Annotated in this window: 16 protein-coding genes; 7 read left to right on the top strand and 9 right to left on the bottom strand. The window is 54.2% G+C overall.

The window, feature by feature from the left end:
- Positions 1–42 precede the first annotated feature (42 nt).
- Together caiD and caiE are read left to right on the top strand one after the other, a co-directional pair.
- Complete coding sequence (gene caiD / locus LA337_03055) at positions 43–828, top strand: crotonobetainyl-CoA hydratase (protein UBI16688.1); 786 nt, start codon at positions 43–45, stop codon at positions 826–828.
- A 55-nt stretch (positions 829–883) separates the two neighbouring features.
- Positions 884–1,480: a carnitine operon protein CaiE gene (gene caiE / locus LA337_03050; protein ID UBI16687.1), complete on the top strand. Its 597-nt coding sequence runs from the start codon at positions 884–886 to the stop codon at positions 1,478–1,480.
- 76 nt (positions 1,481–1,556) lie between these two features.
- On the opposite strand, the gene caiF is transcribed toward caiE, so the two are convergent.
- The 5 genes from caiF to LA337_03025 all read right to left on the bottom strand — a co-directional run bounded on the left by caiF (position 1,557) and on the right by LA337_03025 (position 9,038).
- Positions 1,557–1,952: a carnitine metabolism transcriptional regulator CaiF gene (caiF, locus tag LA337_03045; protein UBI16686.1), complete on the bottom strand. Its 396-nt coding sequence runs from the start codon at positions 1,950–1,952 to the stop codon at positions 1,557–1,559.
- Between the two features lie 273 nt (positions 1,953–2,225).
- Entirely contained in the window at positions 2,226–5,453 is a 3,228-nt protein-coding gene (gene carB, locus LA337_03040; protein ID UBI16685.1) for a carbamoyl-phosphate synthase large subunit, read from the bottom strand.
- An 18-nt stretch (positions 5,454–5,471) separates the two neighbouring features.
- Positions 5,472–6,620 (bottom strand): glutamine-hydrolyzing carbamoyl-phosphate synthase small subunit, encoded by a 1,149-nt coding sequence (gene carA, locus LA337_03035; GenBank protein UBI16684.1) that lies wholly within the window; start codon positions 6,618–6,620, stop codon positions 5,472–5,474.
- Between the two features lie 455 nt (positions 6,621–7,075).
- Entirely contained in the window at positions 7,076–7,897 is an 822-nt protein-coding gene (gene dapB, locus LA337_03030; protein ID UBI16683.1) for a 4-hydroxy-tetrahydrodipicolinate reductase, read from the bottom strand.
- 133 nt (positions 7,898–8,030) lie between these two features.
- On the bottom strand, positions 8,031–9,038 hold the full coding sequence (locus tag LA337_03025) for a LacI family DNA-binding transcriptional regulator (protein ID UBI16682.1): 1,008 nt from the start codon (positions 9,036–9,038) through the stop codon (positions 8,031–8,033).
- Positions 9,039–9,226: 188 nt separating this feature from the next.
- On the opposite strand from LA337_03025, the gene LA337_03020 reads away from it, so the two are divergent.
- From LA337_03020 to LA337_03000, 5 genes are read left to right on the top strand one after another with little or no spacing between them, the layout of a single operon-like run.
- Positions 9,227–10,972 carry a class I mannose-6-phosphate isomerase gene (locus LA337_03020; protein UBI16681.1) on the top strand — a complete coding sequence of 582 codons (1,746 nt, stop codon included), beginning with the start codon at positions 9,227–9,229 and terminating at the stop codon, positions 10,970–10,972.
- Between the two features lie 4 nt (positions 10,973–10,976).
- Positions 10,977–11,405 carry a PTS fructose transporter subunit IIA gene (locus LA337_03015; GenBank protein UBI16680.1) on the top strand — a complete coding sequence of 143 codons (429 nt, stop codon included), beginning with the start codon at positions 10,977–10,979 and terminating at the stop codon, positions 11,403–11,405.
- Between the two features lie 11 nt (positions 11,406–11,416).
- Complete coding sequence (locus LA337_03010) at positions 11,417–11,911, top strand: PTS sugar transporter subunit IIB (protein ID UBI16679.1); 495 nt, start codon at positions 11,417–11,419, stop codon at positions 11,909–11,911.
- Positions 11,912–11,921: 10 nt separating this feature from the next.
- Positions 11,922–12,722, top strand: coding sequence for a PTS sugar transporter subunit IIC (locus tag LA337_03005; GenBank protein UBI16678.1), 801 nt, complete (start codon positions 11,922–11,924; stop codon positions 12,720–12,722).
- Positions 12,722–13,540: a PTS system mannose/fructose/sorbose family transporter subunit IID gene (locus LA337_03000; protein ID UBI16677.1), complete on the top strand. Its 819-nt coding sequence runs from the start codon at positions 12,722–12,724 to the stop codon at positions 13,538–13,540. Before LA337_03005 ends, LA337_03000 begins: the two co-directional genes overlap by 1 nt.
- A 68-nt stretch (positions 13,541–13,608) precedes the next feature.
- On the opposite strand, the gene LA337_02995 is transcribed toward LA337_03000, so the two are convergent.
- The 4 genes from LA337_02995 to ispH form a co-directional block, all read right to left on the bottom strand.
- Positions 13,609–14,391 carry a glucose-6-phosphate isomerase gene (locus LA337_02995; protein UBI16676.1) on the bottom strand — a complete coding sequence of 261 codons (783 nt, stop codon included), beginning with the start codon at positions 14,389–14,391 and terminating at the stop codon, positions 13,609–13,611.
- Positions 14,384–14,947 carry a glucose-6-phosphate isomerase gene (locus tag LA337_02990; protein ID UBI16675.1) on the bottom strand — a complete coding sequence of 188 codons (564 nt, stop codon included), beginning with the start codon at positions 14,945–14,947 and terminating at the stop codon, positions 14,384–14,386. Before LA337_02990 ends, LA337_02995 begins: the two co-directional genes overlap by 8 nt.
- 97 nt (positions 14,948–15,044) lie before the next feature.
- Positions 15,045–15,959 (bottom strand): ribonucleoside hydrolase RihC, encoded by a 915-nt coding sequence (gene rihC / locus LA337_02985; GenBank protein ID UBI16674.1) that lies wholly within the window; start codon positions 15,957–15,959, stop codon positions 15,045–15,047.
- 66 nt (positions 15,960–16,025) lie between these two features.
- Positions 16,026–16,976: a 4-hydroxy-3-methylbut-2-enyl diphosphate reductase gene (gene ispH / locus LA337_02980; GenBank protein UBI16673.1), complete on the bottom strand. Its 951-nt coding sequence runs from the start codon at positions 16,974–16,976 to the stop codon at positions 16,026–16,028.
- Position 16,977: the final 1 nt, after the last annotated feature.

Raw genomic sequence — 16,977 nt, 5'->3', positions numbered from 1 at the left:
GAATTCCTCCTGCCGGGAAACCTATTTATCTGGAGATGAACTATGAGTGAATCATTACATCTGACCCGTAACGGCTCGATCCTGGAAATTACCCTCGACCGGCCTAAAGCCAATGCCATCGACGCGAAAACCAGCTTTGCCATGGGGGAAGCTTTTCTTAATTTTCGTGACGACCCGGAATTACGCGTAGCGATTATCACCGGCGGTGGCGAGAAATTCTTTTCTGCGGGCTGGGATTTAAAAGCGGCGGCTGAAGGTGAAGCGCCGGATGCCGATTTTGGCCCAGGCGGCTTCGCCGGTTTAACCGAAATTTTCGACCTCGATAAACCAGTCATCGCCGCGGTAAACGGTTATGCGTTTGGCGGTGGTTTTGAGCTGGCGCTGGCGGCGGATTTTATCGTCTGCGCGGAAAACGCCAGCTTCGCGCTGCCGGAAGCCAAGCTCGGGATCGTGCCTGACAGCGGCGGCGTACTGCGTCTGCCTAAACTGTTGCCACCGGCTATTGTCAACGAAATGGTGATGACCGGCAGGCGAATGAGCGCCGAAGAAGCGCTGCGTTGGGGTATCGTCAACCGCGTTGTCAGCCAGAGCGAACTGATGGATAGCGCACGCGAACTGGCGCAGCAGCTGGTAAATAGCGCCCCGCTCGCTATTGCCGCACTGAAAGAGATTTACCGTGCGACCAGCGAAATGCCGGTGGAAGAAGGCTACCGTTACATCCGCAGCGGCGTGCTAAAGCACTATCCGTCGGTGCTGCACTCGGAAGATGCGCTCGAAGGGCCGCAGGCGTTTGCCGAAAAACGCGATCCGGTATGGAAAGGTCGTTAATGTGCCAATGCCGGATAGCGCTTCGCTTATCCGGCCATAAAACCGAGATAAAACGATGAGCTACTACGCCTTTGAGGGTTTGATTCCGGTGGTACATCCGGATGCTTTTGTCCATCCCAGCGCCGTGCTGATTGGCGATGTCATTGTGGGGGCTGGAGTTTATATTGGTCCGCACGCGTCATTGCGCGGAGACTATGGACGCTTGATCCTGGAGGCAGGCGCTAATCTGCAGGATGGCTGCATCATGCATGGCTACTGCGACACAGATACCGTCGTGCATGAAAATGGACACATCGGCCATGGCGCGATCCTGCACGGTTGCGTGGTGGGCAGAGATTCGCTGATCGGTATGAACAGCGTCATTATGGACGGCGCGGTGATTGGCGAAGAGAGCATTGTCGCCGCCATGAGCTTTGTCAAAGCCGGATTTCAGGGGGAGGCAAGGCAGATGCTGGTTGGCTCACCGGTTCGCGTTCTACGCGAAGTCACGGACCAGGAACTTCACTGGAAACGGCTGAACACGAAAGAGTATCAGGACCTTGCTATCCGCTGCCAGACAGGCCTACACGAAACGCTGCCTTTAACGCGGGTCGAAGAAAACCGGCCGCGTCTGAAAGGCACGACGGACGTGAAACCAAAATCAGCACAGTAATTGATGCCGGATGCGCTCACGCTTATCCGGCCTGTGAGTCAATCACCGTTTATGCCGCCATCAGGCAAACTGACAATTAGCGACGCATACTCTTGGAGAGCATCATCTGCCATTTCTGCTCACGGTTGAGCTCTGTTGGAGGAACCGCTGACAGGCGCGGCGTTTTCGCCATGCTCACCTTTTTTTCCTGCAAATTGTGATTCAATCGTCTGTAGAGGTGAGAATCAATACTGATGACTTTCACCAGACGCTGGCACTGGCAACCACGGCCCGCAATCTGATTAGGGATCATCTTAACTTCACAAACAATTTCTCCCACTTCCGACAGAATATAAGAGAGCGTATTAATTGCTTTGCAGTGTTCAATATCAAAATGGCGGGAAATTTCCTTTGCGGTGATCCAACGATCCTCAGCCATCATCCAGTCAGCGATTAACAAATAAAGCGGTCTTTCAACATATTTTTCACACATAAGCACACCATTTCACAAATTAAAAATCTGGCTACGGCCTGTCCAAATTAATAAAAACTAAGCCATATTAAAATTGTGGATATAAAAGATAGTATGCGACTTGAATGTTGATTAGTGTGAGCAACATCGTGCTTATTACATTGAAAATGTGGTTATGAAAGCGCATTTGGCCAGGAATGACCTTACACGAGATTAAAAAAGGGTTTCTTTACAGAAACCCTTTCAAAATTATATTGCTGGTCCGGTTAACGCAATTATCACCGGACCCTTTTTTTATGCCTTTTTGATCTGCGCGTGCATTTCCTGAACCGAGGTCACCTTCTCGGTAGCGTCAGCATTTAGCGCCATCGCCGTCGCGAAACCACCGTTCAGGGTAGTGTCATAATGCACCTTATACTGCAGTGCGCTACGGCGAATCAGCTTGGAGTCTTCAATCGCCTGACGACCTTCGGTGGTGTTGATGATGTAAGTATATTCGCCATTCTTGATACGGTCCTGAATGTGCGGACGGCCTTCATGCACCTTGTTCACCAGACGTGGATTGATACCCGCTTCGCCCAGCACAATCGCGGTCCCGTGCGTCGCATCAAGCTCGAAGCCAAACTTCAGCAGCTTCGCCGCCAGGTCAACCACGCGCTCTTTATCGCCTTCGCGAACGGAGAGCAGCGCACGACCCTGCTTTTTCATGGTGGAGCTACTGCCCAGTTGTGCCTTGGCGAACGCTTCCGCGAAGGTGCGGCCCACGCCCATCACTTCCCCGGTAGAGCGCATTTCTGGCCCTAACAGCGGGTCAACGCCTGGGAATTTGTTGAACGGCAGCACCACTTCTTTCACCGAGTAGTAAGGCGGGATAACTTCTTTAGTTACGCCCTGCTGTGCCAGCGTTTTCCCGGCCATCACGCGCGCCGCGACTTTTGCCAGCGGTACGCCAGTTGCCTTGGAGACGAACGGAACGGTACGCGCCGCACGCGGGTTCACTTCAATCAGATAAACTTCGTTATTCTTCACGGCAAACTGGACGTTCATCAGACCGCGAACCTGCAGCTCGAAGGCCAGTTTCTGCACCTGCTGGCGCATCATATCCTGAATTTCCTGGCTCAGGGTGTACGCTGGCAGAGAACATGCGGAGTCGCCAGAGTGCACGCCCGCCTGTTCGATGTGCTCCATGATGCCGCCAATCAGCACCATTTCGCCGTCGCAGATAGCATCCACGTCCACTTCAACTGCATCATCAAGGAAACGGTCCAGCAGCACTGGCGCATCGTTAGAAACGCTGACCGCAGTCTGGAAGTAGCGACGCAGGTCGGCTTCGTCGTAGACGATTTCCATCGCGCGGCCGCCAAGTACGTAGGACGGGCGCACCACCAACGGGTAACCAATCTCTTTCGCCTTCTCAACGGCCATCTCAATGGCGGTTACGGTAGCGTTCGCCGGTTGTTTCAGCTTCAGACGGTCAACCGCCTGCTGGAAACGCTCGCGGTCTTCCGCCCGGTCGATGGCATCTGGGCTGGTGCCGATAACCGGTACGCCTGCCGCTTCCAGCGCACGCGCCAGCTTCAGCGGGGTCTGGCCGCCGTATTGCACGATGACGCCTTTTGGCTTCTCGATGCGCACGATTTCCAGTACGTCTTCAAGCGTGACCGGCTCGAAGTACAGGCGGTCAGAAGTGTCGTAGTCGGTAGAAACCGTTTCCGGGTTACAGTTGACCATAATGGTCTCGTAACCGTCTTCACGCAGCGCCAGCGAGGCGTGTACGCAGCAGTAATCGAACTCAATACCCTGGCCGATACGGTTTGGACCACCGCCCAGCACCATAATCTTGTCGCGGTCGACGGACGGATTCGCTTCACACTCGTCTTCATAAGTGGAGTACATGTAGGCGGTATCGGTGGCAAATTCTGCCGCACAGGTATCCACACGCTTGTAGACCGGGTGCAGATTAAATTGGTCACGCAGCTTGCGGATTTCCGCTTCGCGTACGCCGGCCAGTTTCGCCAGACGCGCATCAGCGAAGCCTTTACGCTTCAGTACGCGCAGGAAGTCAGCGTCGAGGCCGTTAATGCCAAGGTCGGTGACTTTTTCTTCCAGACGCACCAGCTCTTCAATCTGCACCAGGAACCAGCGGTCGATGTTGGTCAGGTTGAACACGCCATCGATGGACAGGCCCGCACGGAAGGCATCGGCGATGTACCAGATACGCTCAGCGCCCGCGTCTTTCAGCTCGCGGCGGATTTTGGTCAATGCTTCCGGATCGTCGAGGCTTACTTTCGGGTCGAAGCCGGTCGCGCCCACTTCCAGACCGCGCAGCGCTTTCTGCAGCGATTCCTGCTGGGTGCGGCCAATCGCCATCACTTCACCGACAGATTTCATCTGCGTGGTCAGACGGTCGTTAGCGCCAACGAATTTCTCGAAGTTGAAGCGTGGAATTTTGGTCACAACGTAGTCGATGGACGGCTCAAATGAAGCCGGAGTACGGCCGCCGGTGATGTCGTTCATCAGTTCGTCGAGGGTATAGCCCACCGCCAGCTTGGCGGCGACTTTCGCAATCGGGAAACCGGTGGCTTTAGATGCCAGCGCAGAAGAACGGGATACGCGCGGGTTCATCTCGATGACAATCAGGCGGCCGTTTTTCGGGTTTACCGCAAACTGGACGTTAGAACCGCCGGTTTCCACGCCGATTTCACGCAGTACCGCCATCGAGGCGTTACGCATGATTTGATATTCTTTGTCGGTCAGCGTCTGGGCAGGTGCTACGGTGATGGAGTCACCGGTATGGATACCCATCGCGTCAAAGTTTTCGATGGAGCAGACGATGATGCAGTTGTCGTTTTTATCACGCACCACTTCCATCTCGTACTCTTTCCAGCCAATCAGCGATTCATCAATCAGCAGCTCGTTGGTTGGGGAAAGATCCAGACCACGTTCGCAGATTTCTTCGAACTCTTCGCGGTTGTAGGCGATACCGCCGCCGGTGCCGCCCATGGTGAAGCTAGGGCGGATAATGCACGGGAAGCCAACGTCAGCGGCAACCGCCAGCGCTTCTTCCATGGTGTGGGCGATGCCTGAACGCGCGGTATCAAGACCAATTTTTTTCATCGCGATGTCGAAGCGACGACGGTCTTCCGCTTTATCAATGGCATCCGCCGTCGCGCCAATCATGGTCACGCCGAACTCAGCCAGTACGCCCTGACGTTCCAGTTCCAGCGCGCAGTTAAGCGCCGTCTGACCGCCCATAGTTGGCAGCACCGCGTCCGGGCGCTCTTTTTCGATGATTTTACGCACCACTTCCCAGTGAATCGGCTCGATGTAGGTGGCATCGGCCATTTCCGGGTCGGTCATGATGGTTGCCGGGTTGGAGTTCACCAGAATAACGCGGTAACCCTCTTCACGCAGCGCTTTACACGCCTGCGCGCCGGAGTAGTCAAACTCACACGCCTGACCGATAACAATCGGACCCGCGCCGAGGATCAGGATGCTTTTTATGTCTGTACGTTTTGGCATTGTCTTCTCAGCTCCTGATTATTTAGCGGTCTTACGGTATTGCTCTACAAGTTCGATGAAGTGATCGAACAGCGGTGCGGCATCGTGCGGGCCAGGGCTCGCTTCAGGGTGACCCTGGAAGCTGAACGCCGGTTTGTCGGTACGATGAATCCCCTGCAGGGTGCCGTCGAACAGTGACTTGTGGGTCACGCGCAGGTTGGCAGGCATGGAAGCCTCATCGACCGCAAAACCGTGGTTCTGCGCGGTGATCATCACGGTGTTGTTATCAATATCTTTTACCGGATGGTTGCCGCCGTGGTGGCCAAACTTCATCTTAATGGTCTTCGCACCGCTCGCCAGCGCCAGCAGCTGATGGCCGAGGCAGATGCCAAATACCGGAATATCGGTTTCGAGGAATTTCTGAATCGCGGTAATCGCGTAGTCGCACGGCGCCGGGTCGCCAGGGCCGTTGGACAGGAAAATGCCATCTGGATTCATCGCCAGCACGTCTTCTGCGGAGGTCTTCGCCGGAACCACCGTCAGGCGGCAGCCGCGGTCCGCTAACATACGCAGAATGTTACGTTTGGCGCCGAAATCGTAAGCCACAACGTGGAACGGCAGTTCATCGGCGGATTTAGCTTCCGGCAGGTCACCGGCCAGCGTCCAGCTCCCCTGCGTCCAGCTATAAGGCTCCGCGGTGGTCACTTCTTTCGCCAGATCCATACCGTTCAGACCCGGGAAGGCTTTCGCTTTTTCCAGTGCCAGCGCCGCATCCGGGTTATCGCCCGCGATGATGCAGCCGTTTTGTGCGCCCTTTTCACGCAGCAAACGCGTCAGCTTACGGGTATCGATATCGGCAATCGCCACAATGTTATGGCGTTTGAGGTAAGAAGAGAGGTCTTCAGTATCGCGGAAGTTGCTGGCAATCAGCGGCAGGTCGCGGATGACCAGGCCTTGCGCATGTACCTGAGAAGATTCTGCATCGGCTTCGTTGGTGCCGACATTACCGATATGAGGATAAGTAAGAGTGACGATTTGGCGGGAATAGGAAGGATCAGTGAGGATTTCTTGATAACCGGTCATTGAAGTATTGAAAACGACTTCCCCAACCGCCGAACCTGTTGCCCCTATGGCCCGACCGTGAAACTGGGTTCCGTCTTCCAGAACCAATAGCGCTGACTTAATCAAAACACCCTCCAGAGAATATTCACTCACTTTATTTGCATATTAATTCATTAACACCTCATGAATCAATGCAAATTTGCTTACCTATGGATTTCTGGCAAACGGCGGCATTCTAGAGATAGCCCACGTAAAAGTCTACCCAAAAGGGCATTTTTTATTATTATTTTACGCCACTGGGATAAATCACACGATTTAACAGGCAAAAAGATCAGCTAACTCGGAGTGGAAAACGCTTGCGGCAGGCAAAGAGTGTAAAAACATGAAGCATGATAGAAAAAAGTGGACCATTTGGTCAAAATTTACATTGAGATAACAAAATCATCCAACAAAATACAGACAAACGCCAGATTAAAAGAAAAAACACACTCAAAAGCAAAAAATAAAAGGGCAATAAAATATTGCCCTATGTAATCAAGTAATTATGATTACAATAACCACATCACGAAGGGTAATAAAAGCTATAAATTGCGTAAATTAAGCACATCTTTCATATCAAAAAGACCATTTGACTTTGATTTCAGCCAAATCGCCGATCGCACTGCGCCATTGGCAAAGGTCATACGGCTGGACGCTTTATGCGTGATCTCAATACGCTCGCCAATATCGGCAAACATCGCGGTATGCTCACCGACGATATCCCCCGCCCGCACCGTGGCAAAACCGATCGTGCCCGGTACGCGCTCGCCGGTGTAACCTTCACGCGAATAGACCGCGCACTCTTTTAAATCTTTATCCAGCGCCCCGGCAATCGCCTCGCCCATCGCCAGCGCAGTGCCTGACGGCGCATCCACTTTATGGCGGTGGTGGGCTTCAATAATCTCAATATCGGTGTAATCACCCATCACTTTCGCCGCCTTCTCCAGCAGCTTAAGCATGACATTGACGCCAACGCTAAAGTTCGCGGCGAAAACGATAGCAATCTCCTGCGCGGCATCGCGAATAGCCTGTTTACCTGCGTCATCAAAGCCGGTGGTGCCAATCACCATCCCTTTACCGTGCTGGCGGCAAAACGCCAGATGCGCCAGCGTGCCTTCCGGGCGGGTAAAATCGATGAAAACATCGAAATCATCTTTCACCGCTTCAAGGCTACTTTGTACGGTAACGCCCGTTTTCCCGGCTCCCGCTAACTCTCCAGCATCGCTTCCCAGTAAGGAAGATCCTTCGCGCTCCAGCGCCGCGCCGAGCTGTACGCCATCCATGCCGAGAGTGGCCTGAATCAACTGACGCCCCATGCGTCCTCCGGCTCCCGCGATGGCAACGCGGATATGTGCATCATGCATAGCTATTCTCTTTTGTTAATTTTACGTAAATCGTTTTCAGATTAACCAGCGCGACGCTGCGCCGCCAGCCGAAAACGTCGATAATTAGAATTTAATGATAAACAGGCAGAGATATCAGTAAAAGGCATGACGATCAGCTAAAACCACATGATTCTCTGACCACCAGCGCAGGCGGCAGAATAATACGTTTCGGTGGCTCGTCATTTCCCTGAATGCGACTGTAAAGTAGCTCTCCAGCCTTACGACCTATCTCTTTTGCCGCCACCGACACGGTGGTGAGCGCAGGTTGAACCAGCGCCGCTTCGGTGATGTCGTCGAACCCCACCAACGCAAAATCGCGTCCTGGTTCACGCCCCATCTTACGCAATGCCTGCATGACCCCAAGCGCCACGATATCCTGATAGCAAACGGCGGCGGTAATTTGCGGGAAACGCAGAAGAAGAGACTCCGCCGCTTTTGCGCCGTCAATTTGGCTGGCCTGCGTCGCCACTATCCATTGCGGGTTCGGCGATATTCCATGCTCCAGCAATGTGCTGGTGAATCCGCCGATACGCTGCGCCCGGCTGCCGGAACTTGGGCTCCCGCCAATAAACGCAATATTCTTGTGCCCCATTTTGACTAAATGGGTGGTCGCCATTTGCGTGCCGAGAAAGTTATCGGTGCCCACAAAATCAAAATCAGGATCGCTAAGGGGACGGACCACCATGATGGCGGGAATATTGCGCCTTTTCAGCGCTTCAAAGAAGGATGTCGGCGTTTCGCGCGCCGCACAGAGCACCATGCCGCAGGCATTATTGCGCATCAACGAATCAACAAATTTTTGCTGCCGCTCTCCTGACTCTTCGCTGTTTGCCAGAAACAACAGCAGGTCATGCCGTTCCATCTCGTGGCTTAGCCCTGCCGTCATCTCACCGTAAAAAGGGTTCGTGATATCGTGTAACAACAATCCGACCTGATTACTGCTCCGGTTACGCAGGTTGGCGGCAGTTTGGTTATAAACGTACCCAGCATCATCCAGCGCTTTGAGCACCCGGTCACGCGTGGCCTGAGAAATGCGCCCCCGGTTACGCAACACCATTGAAACGGTTGCCGTGGAGACTCCCGCGCGTTCAGCTACCTGCGCCAACGTGACTGTTGTCATGACTTCTCCTGATTTATTACGAAGGTTAATCGAATAACCGAAATCTTGTCTTTTTACCTGTGATTCACATCACGCTAACGCGTATTTCACCGCACTGGATTCTGATTATGGCGGGTTAATCGCGTTAACCACACTATGAAAACAAGGTTAATCGATTAATCTTAAATAAGCCAACACGGAGAAAGAAAATGCGTACAACCTATAATAAATACCCTGAGGTTAACGTTCAGGGCTATGACAACCACGCCTGGCAGGGTTGGTCGTCAATCCATTCTGTGCTTAACACCAGGGTTTCTGGCGCAGCCAAAACCGTATTGATCGTGGATTGCTATCCGGGCGTGCGGCTTGAGGAGCTGGAGCAACAGCTTATCAGGACGTTTGATACCGCTCTGGTACTGAATATTGAATCCGCTCGTCGCGATGAGCAGGCCCTGCATGATTTACTGGCACGTAACCTGACCGACGATCGCGTATTCGGCGTGCTTTCCTGTCATCACCTGGATGAATTTTTTGATAGCGACAAACTCAGCCAGCTCCGCCAACAGATTGATGCCGTTAGTGAAGGACTGGTCGTGGTATACGGCTCTGGCGCTGCATTGGCGCACCCGGGTGACGTGCTGGTTTATGCTGACCTTCCGCGCTGGGAAATTCAGCAACGCATGCGCCATAACGGGCTGGGTAACTGGGGGGCAGAAAACCAGGATGAAGATATTCTTCGTCGTTACAAACGTGCTTTTTTCATTGAATGGCGGGTCTTCGACAAACACAAAACGCCGTTACTCAAACGCGCCGATTATTTGCTCGATACCACGGTAGAAAATAGTCCTGCGATGGTCAGCGGCGACGCGCTACGCGCCGGTCTGCAACAAACCACCCAACAACCGTTTCGCGTTGCCCCTTTCTTTGACCCCGGCGTCTGGGGCGGGCAATGGATGAAACAACGCTTCGATCTCGATCCCTCAGCCCCCAATTACGCGTGGTGTTTTGATTGCGTGCCCGAGGAAAACAGCCTGTTACTGCGTTTTGGCAACGTGCGGATCGAGATCCCCTCTCAGGATCTGGTGTTGACCTGTCCCCGCCCCCTGTTAGGCGAAAAAGTCCATGCGCGCTTTGGCGCGGAATTCCCGATCCGTTTTGACTTTCTTGACACCATTGGCGGTCAGAATTTGAGCTTTCAGGTTCATCCGCTCACCGAATACATTCAGCAGCAGTTTGGCATGCACTATACCCAGGATGAGAGCTATTACATTCTCGAAGCCGAGCCGGACGCCATGGTGTATCTCGGCACCAAAACCGGGATCGCGCCGCAGGATATGCTCGACGATCTGCGTGCCGCGGGTCGTGGTGAAAAAACGTTTGATGATGAACGATTCGTGAATCAGATCCCTGCGCATAAACACGATCACTTCCTGATCCCCGCCGGAACCGTTCACTGTTCGGGAGCAGGTACCATGGTGCTGGAGATCAGCGCAACGCCGTATATTTTCACCTTCAAACTGTGGGACTGGGGTCGCTTAGGGTTAGACGGCTTACCGCGCCCGGTACATCTGGATCACGGTCAGCAGGTTATTGACTGGCAGCGTGACACGCAATGGGTGCACGACAACCTGGTCAACCGTATTGAACCCCTCGCTGAAGGAGAAGGTTGGCGAGAAGAAAGAACCGGAATGCACGAACGCGAATTTATCGAAACGCGTCGCCACTGGTTTACGGCACCGGTCACTCACCATACCCATGGCGGCGTAAACGTCCTGAACCTGGTCGAAGGCGCGCAGGCCGTTGTCGAAAGCCCGAGCGGCGCGTTTGCCCCGTTTGTCGTCAACTATGCAGAGACCTTTATCATCCCAGCCGCCGTTGGAGAGTATCGCATTTCGCCGTTTGGCAAAGGCATAGGACAACAGCTCGCCACGATTAAGGCCTGGGTTAGAGGATAAGCGCATGATTAACGTTATTGTTGCCACCCATGGTCCCCTGGCGGACGCGCTTCTCGCCAGCGGTCGTATGGTTTACGGAGAATTACCACATGTTTATCCCGTCACGCTGAGCGAACAGGCAGGTATCGAAGGGTTTAAACAGACGTTCTCTCAGGTTCTCGCAAGTGCCGGGAAAGACGCTGACGGCGTTCTGGTGCTGTGTGACATGCAAAGCGGTACGCCGTGGAATGTCGCCTGCCATCATGCGTTTTCTGCACAAACGGTTCCTCCCGTTGCCGTGGTAGCGGGAGTTAATTTCCCGATGCTGTTACAAAGCGAGGAGATCTGCCATTTAACGGACGTTCACGCCGCAGCCGTCGAGCTGCTGGCGTTGACGGTACCCACGCTGATTAAAGCCGCCCCGGTTTTATCCGTTCAGTCCGACGATTTTTAAAGGAAACCACTATGAGTATTTCTTTTGTACGTATCGATGACCGCGTAATCCATGGGCAGCTCGTGACACGTTGGGCCAAAGAGCTGCCCTGTGACGGAATTGTCGCGATAGACGACGCCGTCGCGGCCGACCCTCTGCTCTCTTCGGTGATGAAAGGCGCCGTGCAGGACACCAAAGTCTGGTTGTTTGATACGGCCACCGCGATTGAAAAACTGCCGAAAGTCATTGCCAGCGAGAAGCGTTATTTCGTCATTGGCAAATCCCCCGTGACGCTCAAACGCATTGAAGAAGCCGGTATCAGCCTGAAAAATGCCAACGGCAAGATTAATGTGGGCCCAATGAGTGCCCGTGCTGATACCACCACCATCGGCCCGAATCAGTCGGTCAACGGGGATGAAATTGCCGCCTTTGACTGGCTGACGCAGCATGGGCATCTGGTTGAGTTTCGCCTGGTTCCTGATGCCAGTTGCTACAGCTGGCAGGACGCACGTCAGAAGCTGAAATAAGGAGCGCACGATGATTATCGAAGCTACGTTGATTGGCATACTTTGCTATCTCGGCGCCCTCAGCAGCCCCTGGCTGCTGGGACTGACCGGCGGCTGGTACCTGATCACCCGCCCGCTGATTTCCGGAATGCTGGTCGGGATTATCCTCGGCGACATTAAAACCGGGATCATGATTGGCGTTGCGGTTCAGGCGGTGTATATCGCGATGGTTACACCCGGCGGTTCGATGCCCGCCGACCTCAACTTTGTGGCTTATCCGGCAATTGCTTTAGGGATCCTTTCCGGAAAAGGCCCCGAGGTCGCGGTTGCGCTGGCAGCCACCATCGGTATCGCCGGAACCATTTTGTTTAACGCGATGATGGTACTGAACTCCTTCTGGAATCACCGGGCAGATGTGGCGCTGGAACGGGGCGACGAACGCGGCATTTACCTGAACAGCGCCATCTGGCCACAGGTGACAAACTTTGTCCTGCGCTTTGTACCGACCTTTATTGCAGTCTACTTCGGGGCACAATACATCAGCGGTTTTATGGACAGTTTACCGAAAATTGTTCTGTCGACGATGAACGTACTGGGCGGCATTTTACCCGCCGTCGGGATCGCGATTTTGCTCAAGCAGATCATCAAAAACTACACCATGCTGATCTACTTCCTCGTCGGTTTTGTCTGCATCGTCTTTTTAAAACTCAACATGGTCGCGCTGGTGATCGTCGGTTCGCTGCTGGCGTTGATCCATTACAACTACAAACCGGAACCGCCGCAGGCCGCGAATGCAAAGTCGGTAGCCGATGATGATGAGGATGAATTCTGATGGAAGAACGTACACTTACACGTAAAGATCTTCGCCGCTGCTGGCGCGCATGGATGATGCACAACTTGTCATCGATGAGCTTTGAACGTCTGGAATCTTTTGGCTTTTGCCTGAGTATGCTCCCGGTGGCGAAAAAGCTCTATCCCGACGCAGCCCAGCGTACTGAGATGCTGCGCCGCCACGCCTCGTTCTATAATACGGAACCCCAGATAGGCGCGATCGTAAATGGCATGGTGCTGGGGCTGGAAGAGAAAAAAGCGAACGGTGAGCCGATCGATGGGGAGACCATCAATACCCTGAAGGTTGGTCTGATGGGCCCTATTGCCGGGATCGGCGATTCAATGATCCCTGGCATGTTGATCCCTATCTTGCTCAGCATCGGTATGGCCCTGGCGGCCGGCGGTAACATTCTGGGGCCGCTGTTTTATACCGTTGCCTGGCTGGCTATCATCATTCCCGGTTCGTGGTTCCTGTTCCTGAAAGGCTACAAGATGGGTTCCGGCTCGGTGGAAATGCTGGTGAGCAGCAAGTCTGCCCGTCTGCGAGAAGCGTTATCGCTGCTGGGCGTGTTTGTTATGGGAGGCGTGGCGGCAAGCTACGTTAAACTGGGTACCGGGCTGGAATTTATTACCAAAGATGGGGTGAATATCCACGTTCAACAAATGCTGGACGGTATCTTCCCACAGTTACTACCGTTGATTGTGGTGCTTGGCACCTGGTATCTGATGGCCAAACGTGGTGTGTCGCCAGTGAAGGCGATGATTTTACTGTTGATACTGGCCGCCATCGGCGTCGCCACGGGCCTGTTTGCAGGGTAACCTGTCATTTGCCGGATGGCGCATCCGCTTATCCGGCAATATCAGTACCGGGGCTATGCCCCGGCTCTTTATGGATGAAAGTTTTGCCACAACTCAGAGTGCTTATCCGGGCGCGAGATAAATTGAAAACGCGCCGGGTCCTCGATGAATTGCTGGTAAACAGGTGCGGAAGTAATCGAAAGCTCGGTATATTGTCGGGGCGTTACGGCCTGCAGTCGTCCAGGAGTGTAACGCGGATTATGCTGCCAGATAACGTTGTTTCCCTGCAGTAACGGATACCACGCCAACCCTTTATGCGCACGAACGGCCTCGTACTCAAAACCATATTCACGATCGCACCACGCGCCAAAAGTTAACGGTACATTCGGGTCTGCGGATATGGTCGCATGTCCCCAACCGGGTGGTACCAGCACTTTCTCACCGGGTTCAGCGATCACAGCGAAACAGCGGCCCGGGTCGTCCTCAACATACTCCTGCATATAGATTATCGCTTTTCCCTGCCAGATTTCGTAAAGCTCCGGCGGGGACCAGCCGCTGTGCTGACTGATACGATGAATATGTCCCTGACTACGCACCGGCTCCTCCCCCAGCCGTCCCGCCGCATAGGTCACCACGCCAAACAACAGCATCCGCTTTTTCAACTCTTCGCGATCCTGCATTCGCGCCACATCCATCGCAATGGCATACACCTCTTGCGGCCCTTCACAGTATGGATCGCGCAGCGAGGCGCGGATGTCATCGAGTTGACGAATTTCCGGCATCGGCCCGGTAACCTCATCCCCATAGCTAAAACCAAGCGGGCAATGATGAACCGTCATATCGAGGCCGTAAGAATGCGCTAAGTCAGCCATTCTGTACCTCCTTCGCCTGAACCCTCTTATTTTCTTCAAAGACTCTTATTCTGAAGCCCCTGGCAAGCGCCGCATAATCATGTCCCGCAATCCCCGGCCATACGGCGAGCGCCGACAGCACCTCCTCCCCGGTGTTGATTAGCCGATGTGCGGTAAAGCCAGGGATAATGTGGACGGATCCGGCGAATACCTTTTCCAGCCTCGCGTCGCCCTGTTCGGTTTGCAACAGCAGCAAACCGGTGCCACGCAAGCCGAAATAGACTTCCCCCTGTTCGCGGCGCGCATGGAAATGCCCGCGGGTCATAAAATATTCGCAGCCGACCCGGCCAGGATAAAGATGAGTAACGCCGGTGTAGAGTTCACCATCTGCGGGAGATGTATCCAGCATCTCAACGTCATACACGACCTGCTCGCCAGCCAGTTGCTGACGGGCGTTTTCATCGGCAAAAACGTGAGTAAGATCCTGAATACGGGTGGATTTGCGCAATAACGGGCCATCGGCCAAAGCGCCGCTTGCCCACGCCACCTGCGGTGGCTGGATAAAAGAAAGGTTCATATGTGTCTCCGGCCCGAGGAGAACAACAGGGTAAGATTAGCAGATTAATCGATTAACCTGCTAATTCTGTTTGCATATTGCGGGCCGGATCACAGCCTCATGGCGCCAGCGCCAGCACCTCTGCCACCCACTGCTGGAACCCCTCAACGTCAAGGCCCAGCGCGACCTGGGCATTTGCCGGATGACCCAAACGCCCTTCAATATCCACCACCGTCGTACCCGAGGTATATTCGCCCTGGGTTTCAACCGCCACGAAGCACGGCTGCAGGGTAAACAGTTCTGGGCGCACCAGCCAGGCAATAGCGCACAGGTCGTGCATTCGCAGCCCCGTATTCATGCTGCCGCTACGGTAATGGCTAAACAGCGCGTGCAGCATTTTTCCCGTCTGGTTAAGCTGAGGCAACGTCGCCAGATAGTCTGGGGCGAGCATGGCCTGATTAGTGACATCCAGCCCACACATCACAATCTCCAGCCCGCTCTGGAAAACTTTCGCGGCAGCCTCGGGATCGATAGCAATATTAAACTCGGCGTTTGGCGTGAAGTTCCCGCGCCCGGCTGACCCCCCCATAATCACCAGACGCTGAATGTTGAATACGCATTCAGGATAATGGGTCAGCAGCAACGCAATGTTGGTCAGCGGGCCAATCGCCACCAGCGTCACGGGCTGCGGGGCATGCATCAGCGCATCGCGAATCGCCTGGAAGGCGGGTTTTGCCATCACCTGGCGATCGTGCTCGACAAACTCATACCCTTCCATACCGGACTCGCCGTGTACGGAAGCGGCATCACGCAGCGGTCGCACCAGCGGCATCGATGCTCCCTGCGCCAGCGGAACATCCGCATTCCAGAAGTGCAGCAGTTGCAACGCATTACGGGTGGTTTTTTCCACCGACACATTGCCTGCTACCGTGGTCATTAGTTGCAGATCCAGCTCAGGGGCAAACAGCGCGGCGGCAATAGCGGCGGCATCATCAATGCCGGGATCGGTATCAAGAATGATCGGTAAGCGCATGGTTTCTCCATAAAAAAATGCCAGACGTTAAGTCTGGCATCTTCTCATAATCGTAACCGGAAAGACTTACTCTACTTCACGAACATCCACACGCAGCTCTTTCGGTACTTCGAAAACAATGTTTTCTTCACGGCCTTCCAGCGGAATAGCTTCTCCACCGCCAAGCTCTTGCAGACGAGCAATCACGTTTTGCACCAGGATATCCGGCGCCGAGGCTCCGGCCGTCACGCCTACGCACGTAGCTTCTTTCACCCACGCTTCCTGGATGTCGGTCGCATCGTCAATCAAATACGCTGCTTTCCCCATTCGCTGGGCCAGTTCAGCCAGACGGTTGGAGTTAGAGGAGTTTTTCGAGCCGACCACCAGCACAACATCAGCCTGTTCCGCCAGCGCGCGAACCGCTTCCTGACGGTTGGTGGTGGCATAACAGATATCGTCTTTGCGCGGCCCGACAATTTTCGGGAAGCGTTGGCGCAGCGCGTCAATGACGTCAGAGGTGTCGTCAACGGAGAGCGTGGTCTGCGTCATGAAGGATAATTTGCCTTCATTTTTGACGTCCAGTTTCAGCACATCTTCCGGTGATTCAACCAGATACATTCCCCCTTGCGGGTTGCTGTACTGGCCCATTGTGCCTTCGACTTCCGGGTGACCAGCGTGGCCGATAAGAATCGACTCTTCACCGCGACGGCTGGCGCGGGCAACTTCCATATGCACTTTCGTTACCAGCGGGCAGGTCGCATCAAAAACCGTGAGGTCACGGCCTTTGGCCTCGTTACGTACCGCCTGAGATACGCCATGAGCGGAGAAAATCAGGATCGCGCCATCCGGCACTTCGCTGATTTGCTCGATAAAAATAGCGCCGCGCTCGCGCAGGCTATCCACCACATAGCGGTTATGCACCACTTCATGACGGACATAAATCGGCGCGCCGTAAATAGCCAGCGCGTTTTCCACAATGCTGATAGCGCGGTCTACACCAGCGCAAAAACCGCGCGGGTTGGCCAACAGGATCTGCATT

This window comes from Citrobacter europaeus (assembly GCA_020099315.1).
Lineage (GTDB): Bacteria > Pseudomonadota > Gammaproteobacteria > Enterobacterales > Enterobacteriaceae > Citrobacter > Citrobacter europaeus.
This window is presented reverse-complemented; position numbering and strand designations above follow the sequence as displayed.

Excerpts from the sequence above, each read along its gene's own strand:
- caiD (UBI16688.1), top strand. The coding sequence starts at position 43 with ATGAGTGAATCATTACATCTGACCCGTAACGGCTCGATCCTGGAAATT.
- caiE (UBI16687.1), top strand. The coding sequence starts at position 884 with ATGAGCTACTACGCCTTTGAGGGTTTGATTCCGGTGGTACATCCGGAT.
- caiF (UBI16686.1), bottom strand. The coding sequence starts at position 1,952 with ATGTGTGAAAAATATGTTGAAAGACCGCTTTATTTGTTAATCGCTGAC.
- carB (UBI16685.1), bottom strand. The coding sequence starts at position 5,453 with ATGCCAAAACGTACAGACATAAAAAGCATCCTGATCCTCGGCGCGGGT.
- dapB (UBI16683.1), bottom strand. The coding sequence starts at position 7,897 with ATGCATGATGCACATATCCGCGTTGCCATCGCGGGAGCCGGAGGACGC.
- LA337_03025 (UBI16682.1), bottom strand. The coding sequence starts at position 9,038 with ATGACAACAGTCACGTTGGCGCAGGTAGCTGAACGCGCGGGAGTCTCC.
- LA337_03020 (UBI16681.1), top strand. The coding sequence starts at position 9,227 with ATGCGTACAACCTATAATAAATACCCTGAGGTTAACGTTCAGGGCTAT.
- LA337_03015 (UBI16680.1), top strand. The coding sequence starts at position 10,977 with ATGATTAACGTTATTGTTGCCACCCATGGTCCCCTGGCGGACGCGCTT.
- LA337_03010 (UBI16679.1), top strand. The coding sequence starts at position 11,417 with ATGAGTATTTCTTTTGTACGTATCGATGACCGCGTAATCCATGGGCAG.
- LA337_03005 (UBI16678.1), top strand. The coding sequence starts at position 11,922 with ATGATTATCGAAGCTACGTTGATTGGCATACTTTGCTATCTCGGCGCC.
- LA337_03000 (UBI16677.1), top strand. The coding sequence starts at position 12,722 with ATGGAAGAACGTACACTTACACGTAAAGATCTTCGCCGCTGCTGGCGC.
- LA337_02995 (UBI16676.1), bottom strand. The coding sequence starts at position 14,391 with ATGGCTGACTTAGCGCATTCTTACGGCCTCGATATGACGGTTCATCAT.
- LA337_02990 (UBI16675.1), bottom strand. The coding sequence starts at position 14,947 with ATGAACCTTTCTTTTATCCAGCCACCGCAGGTGGCGTGGGCAAGCGGC.
- rihC (UBI16674.1), bottom strand. The coding sequence starts at position 15,959 with ATGCGCTTACCGATCATTCTTGATACCGATCCCGGCATTGATGATGCC.
- ispH (UBI16673.1), bottom strand. The coding sequence starts at position 16,976 with ATGCAGATCCTGTTGGCCAACCCGCGCGGTTTTTGCGCTGGTGTAGAC.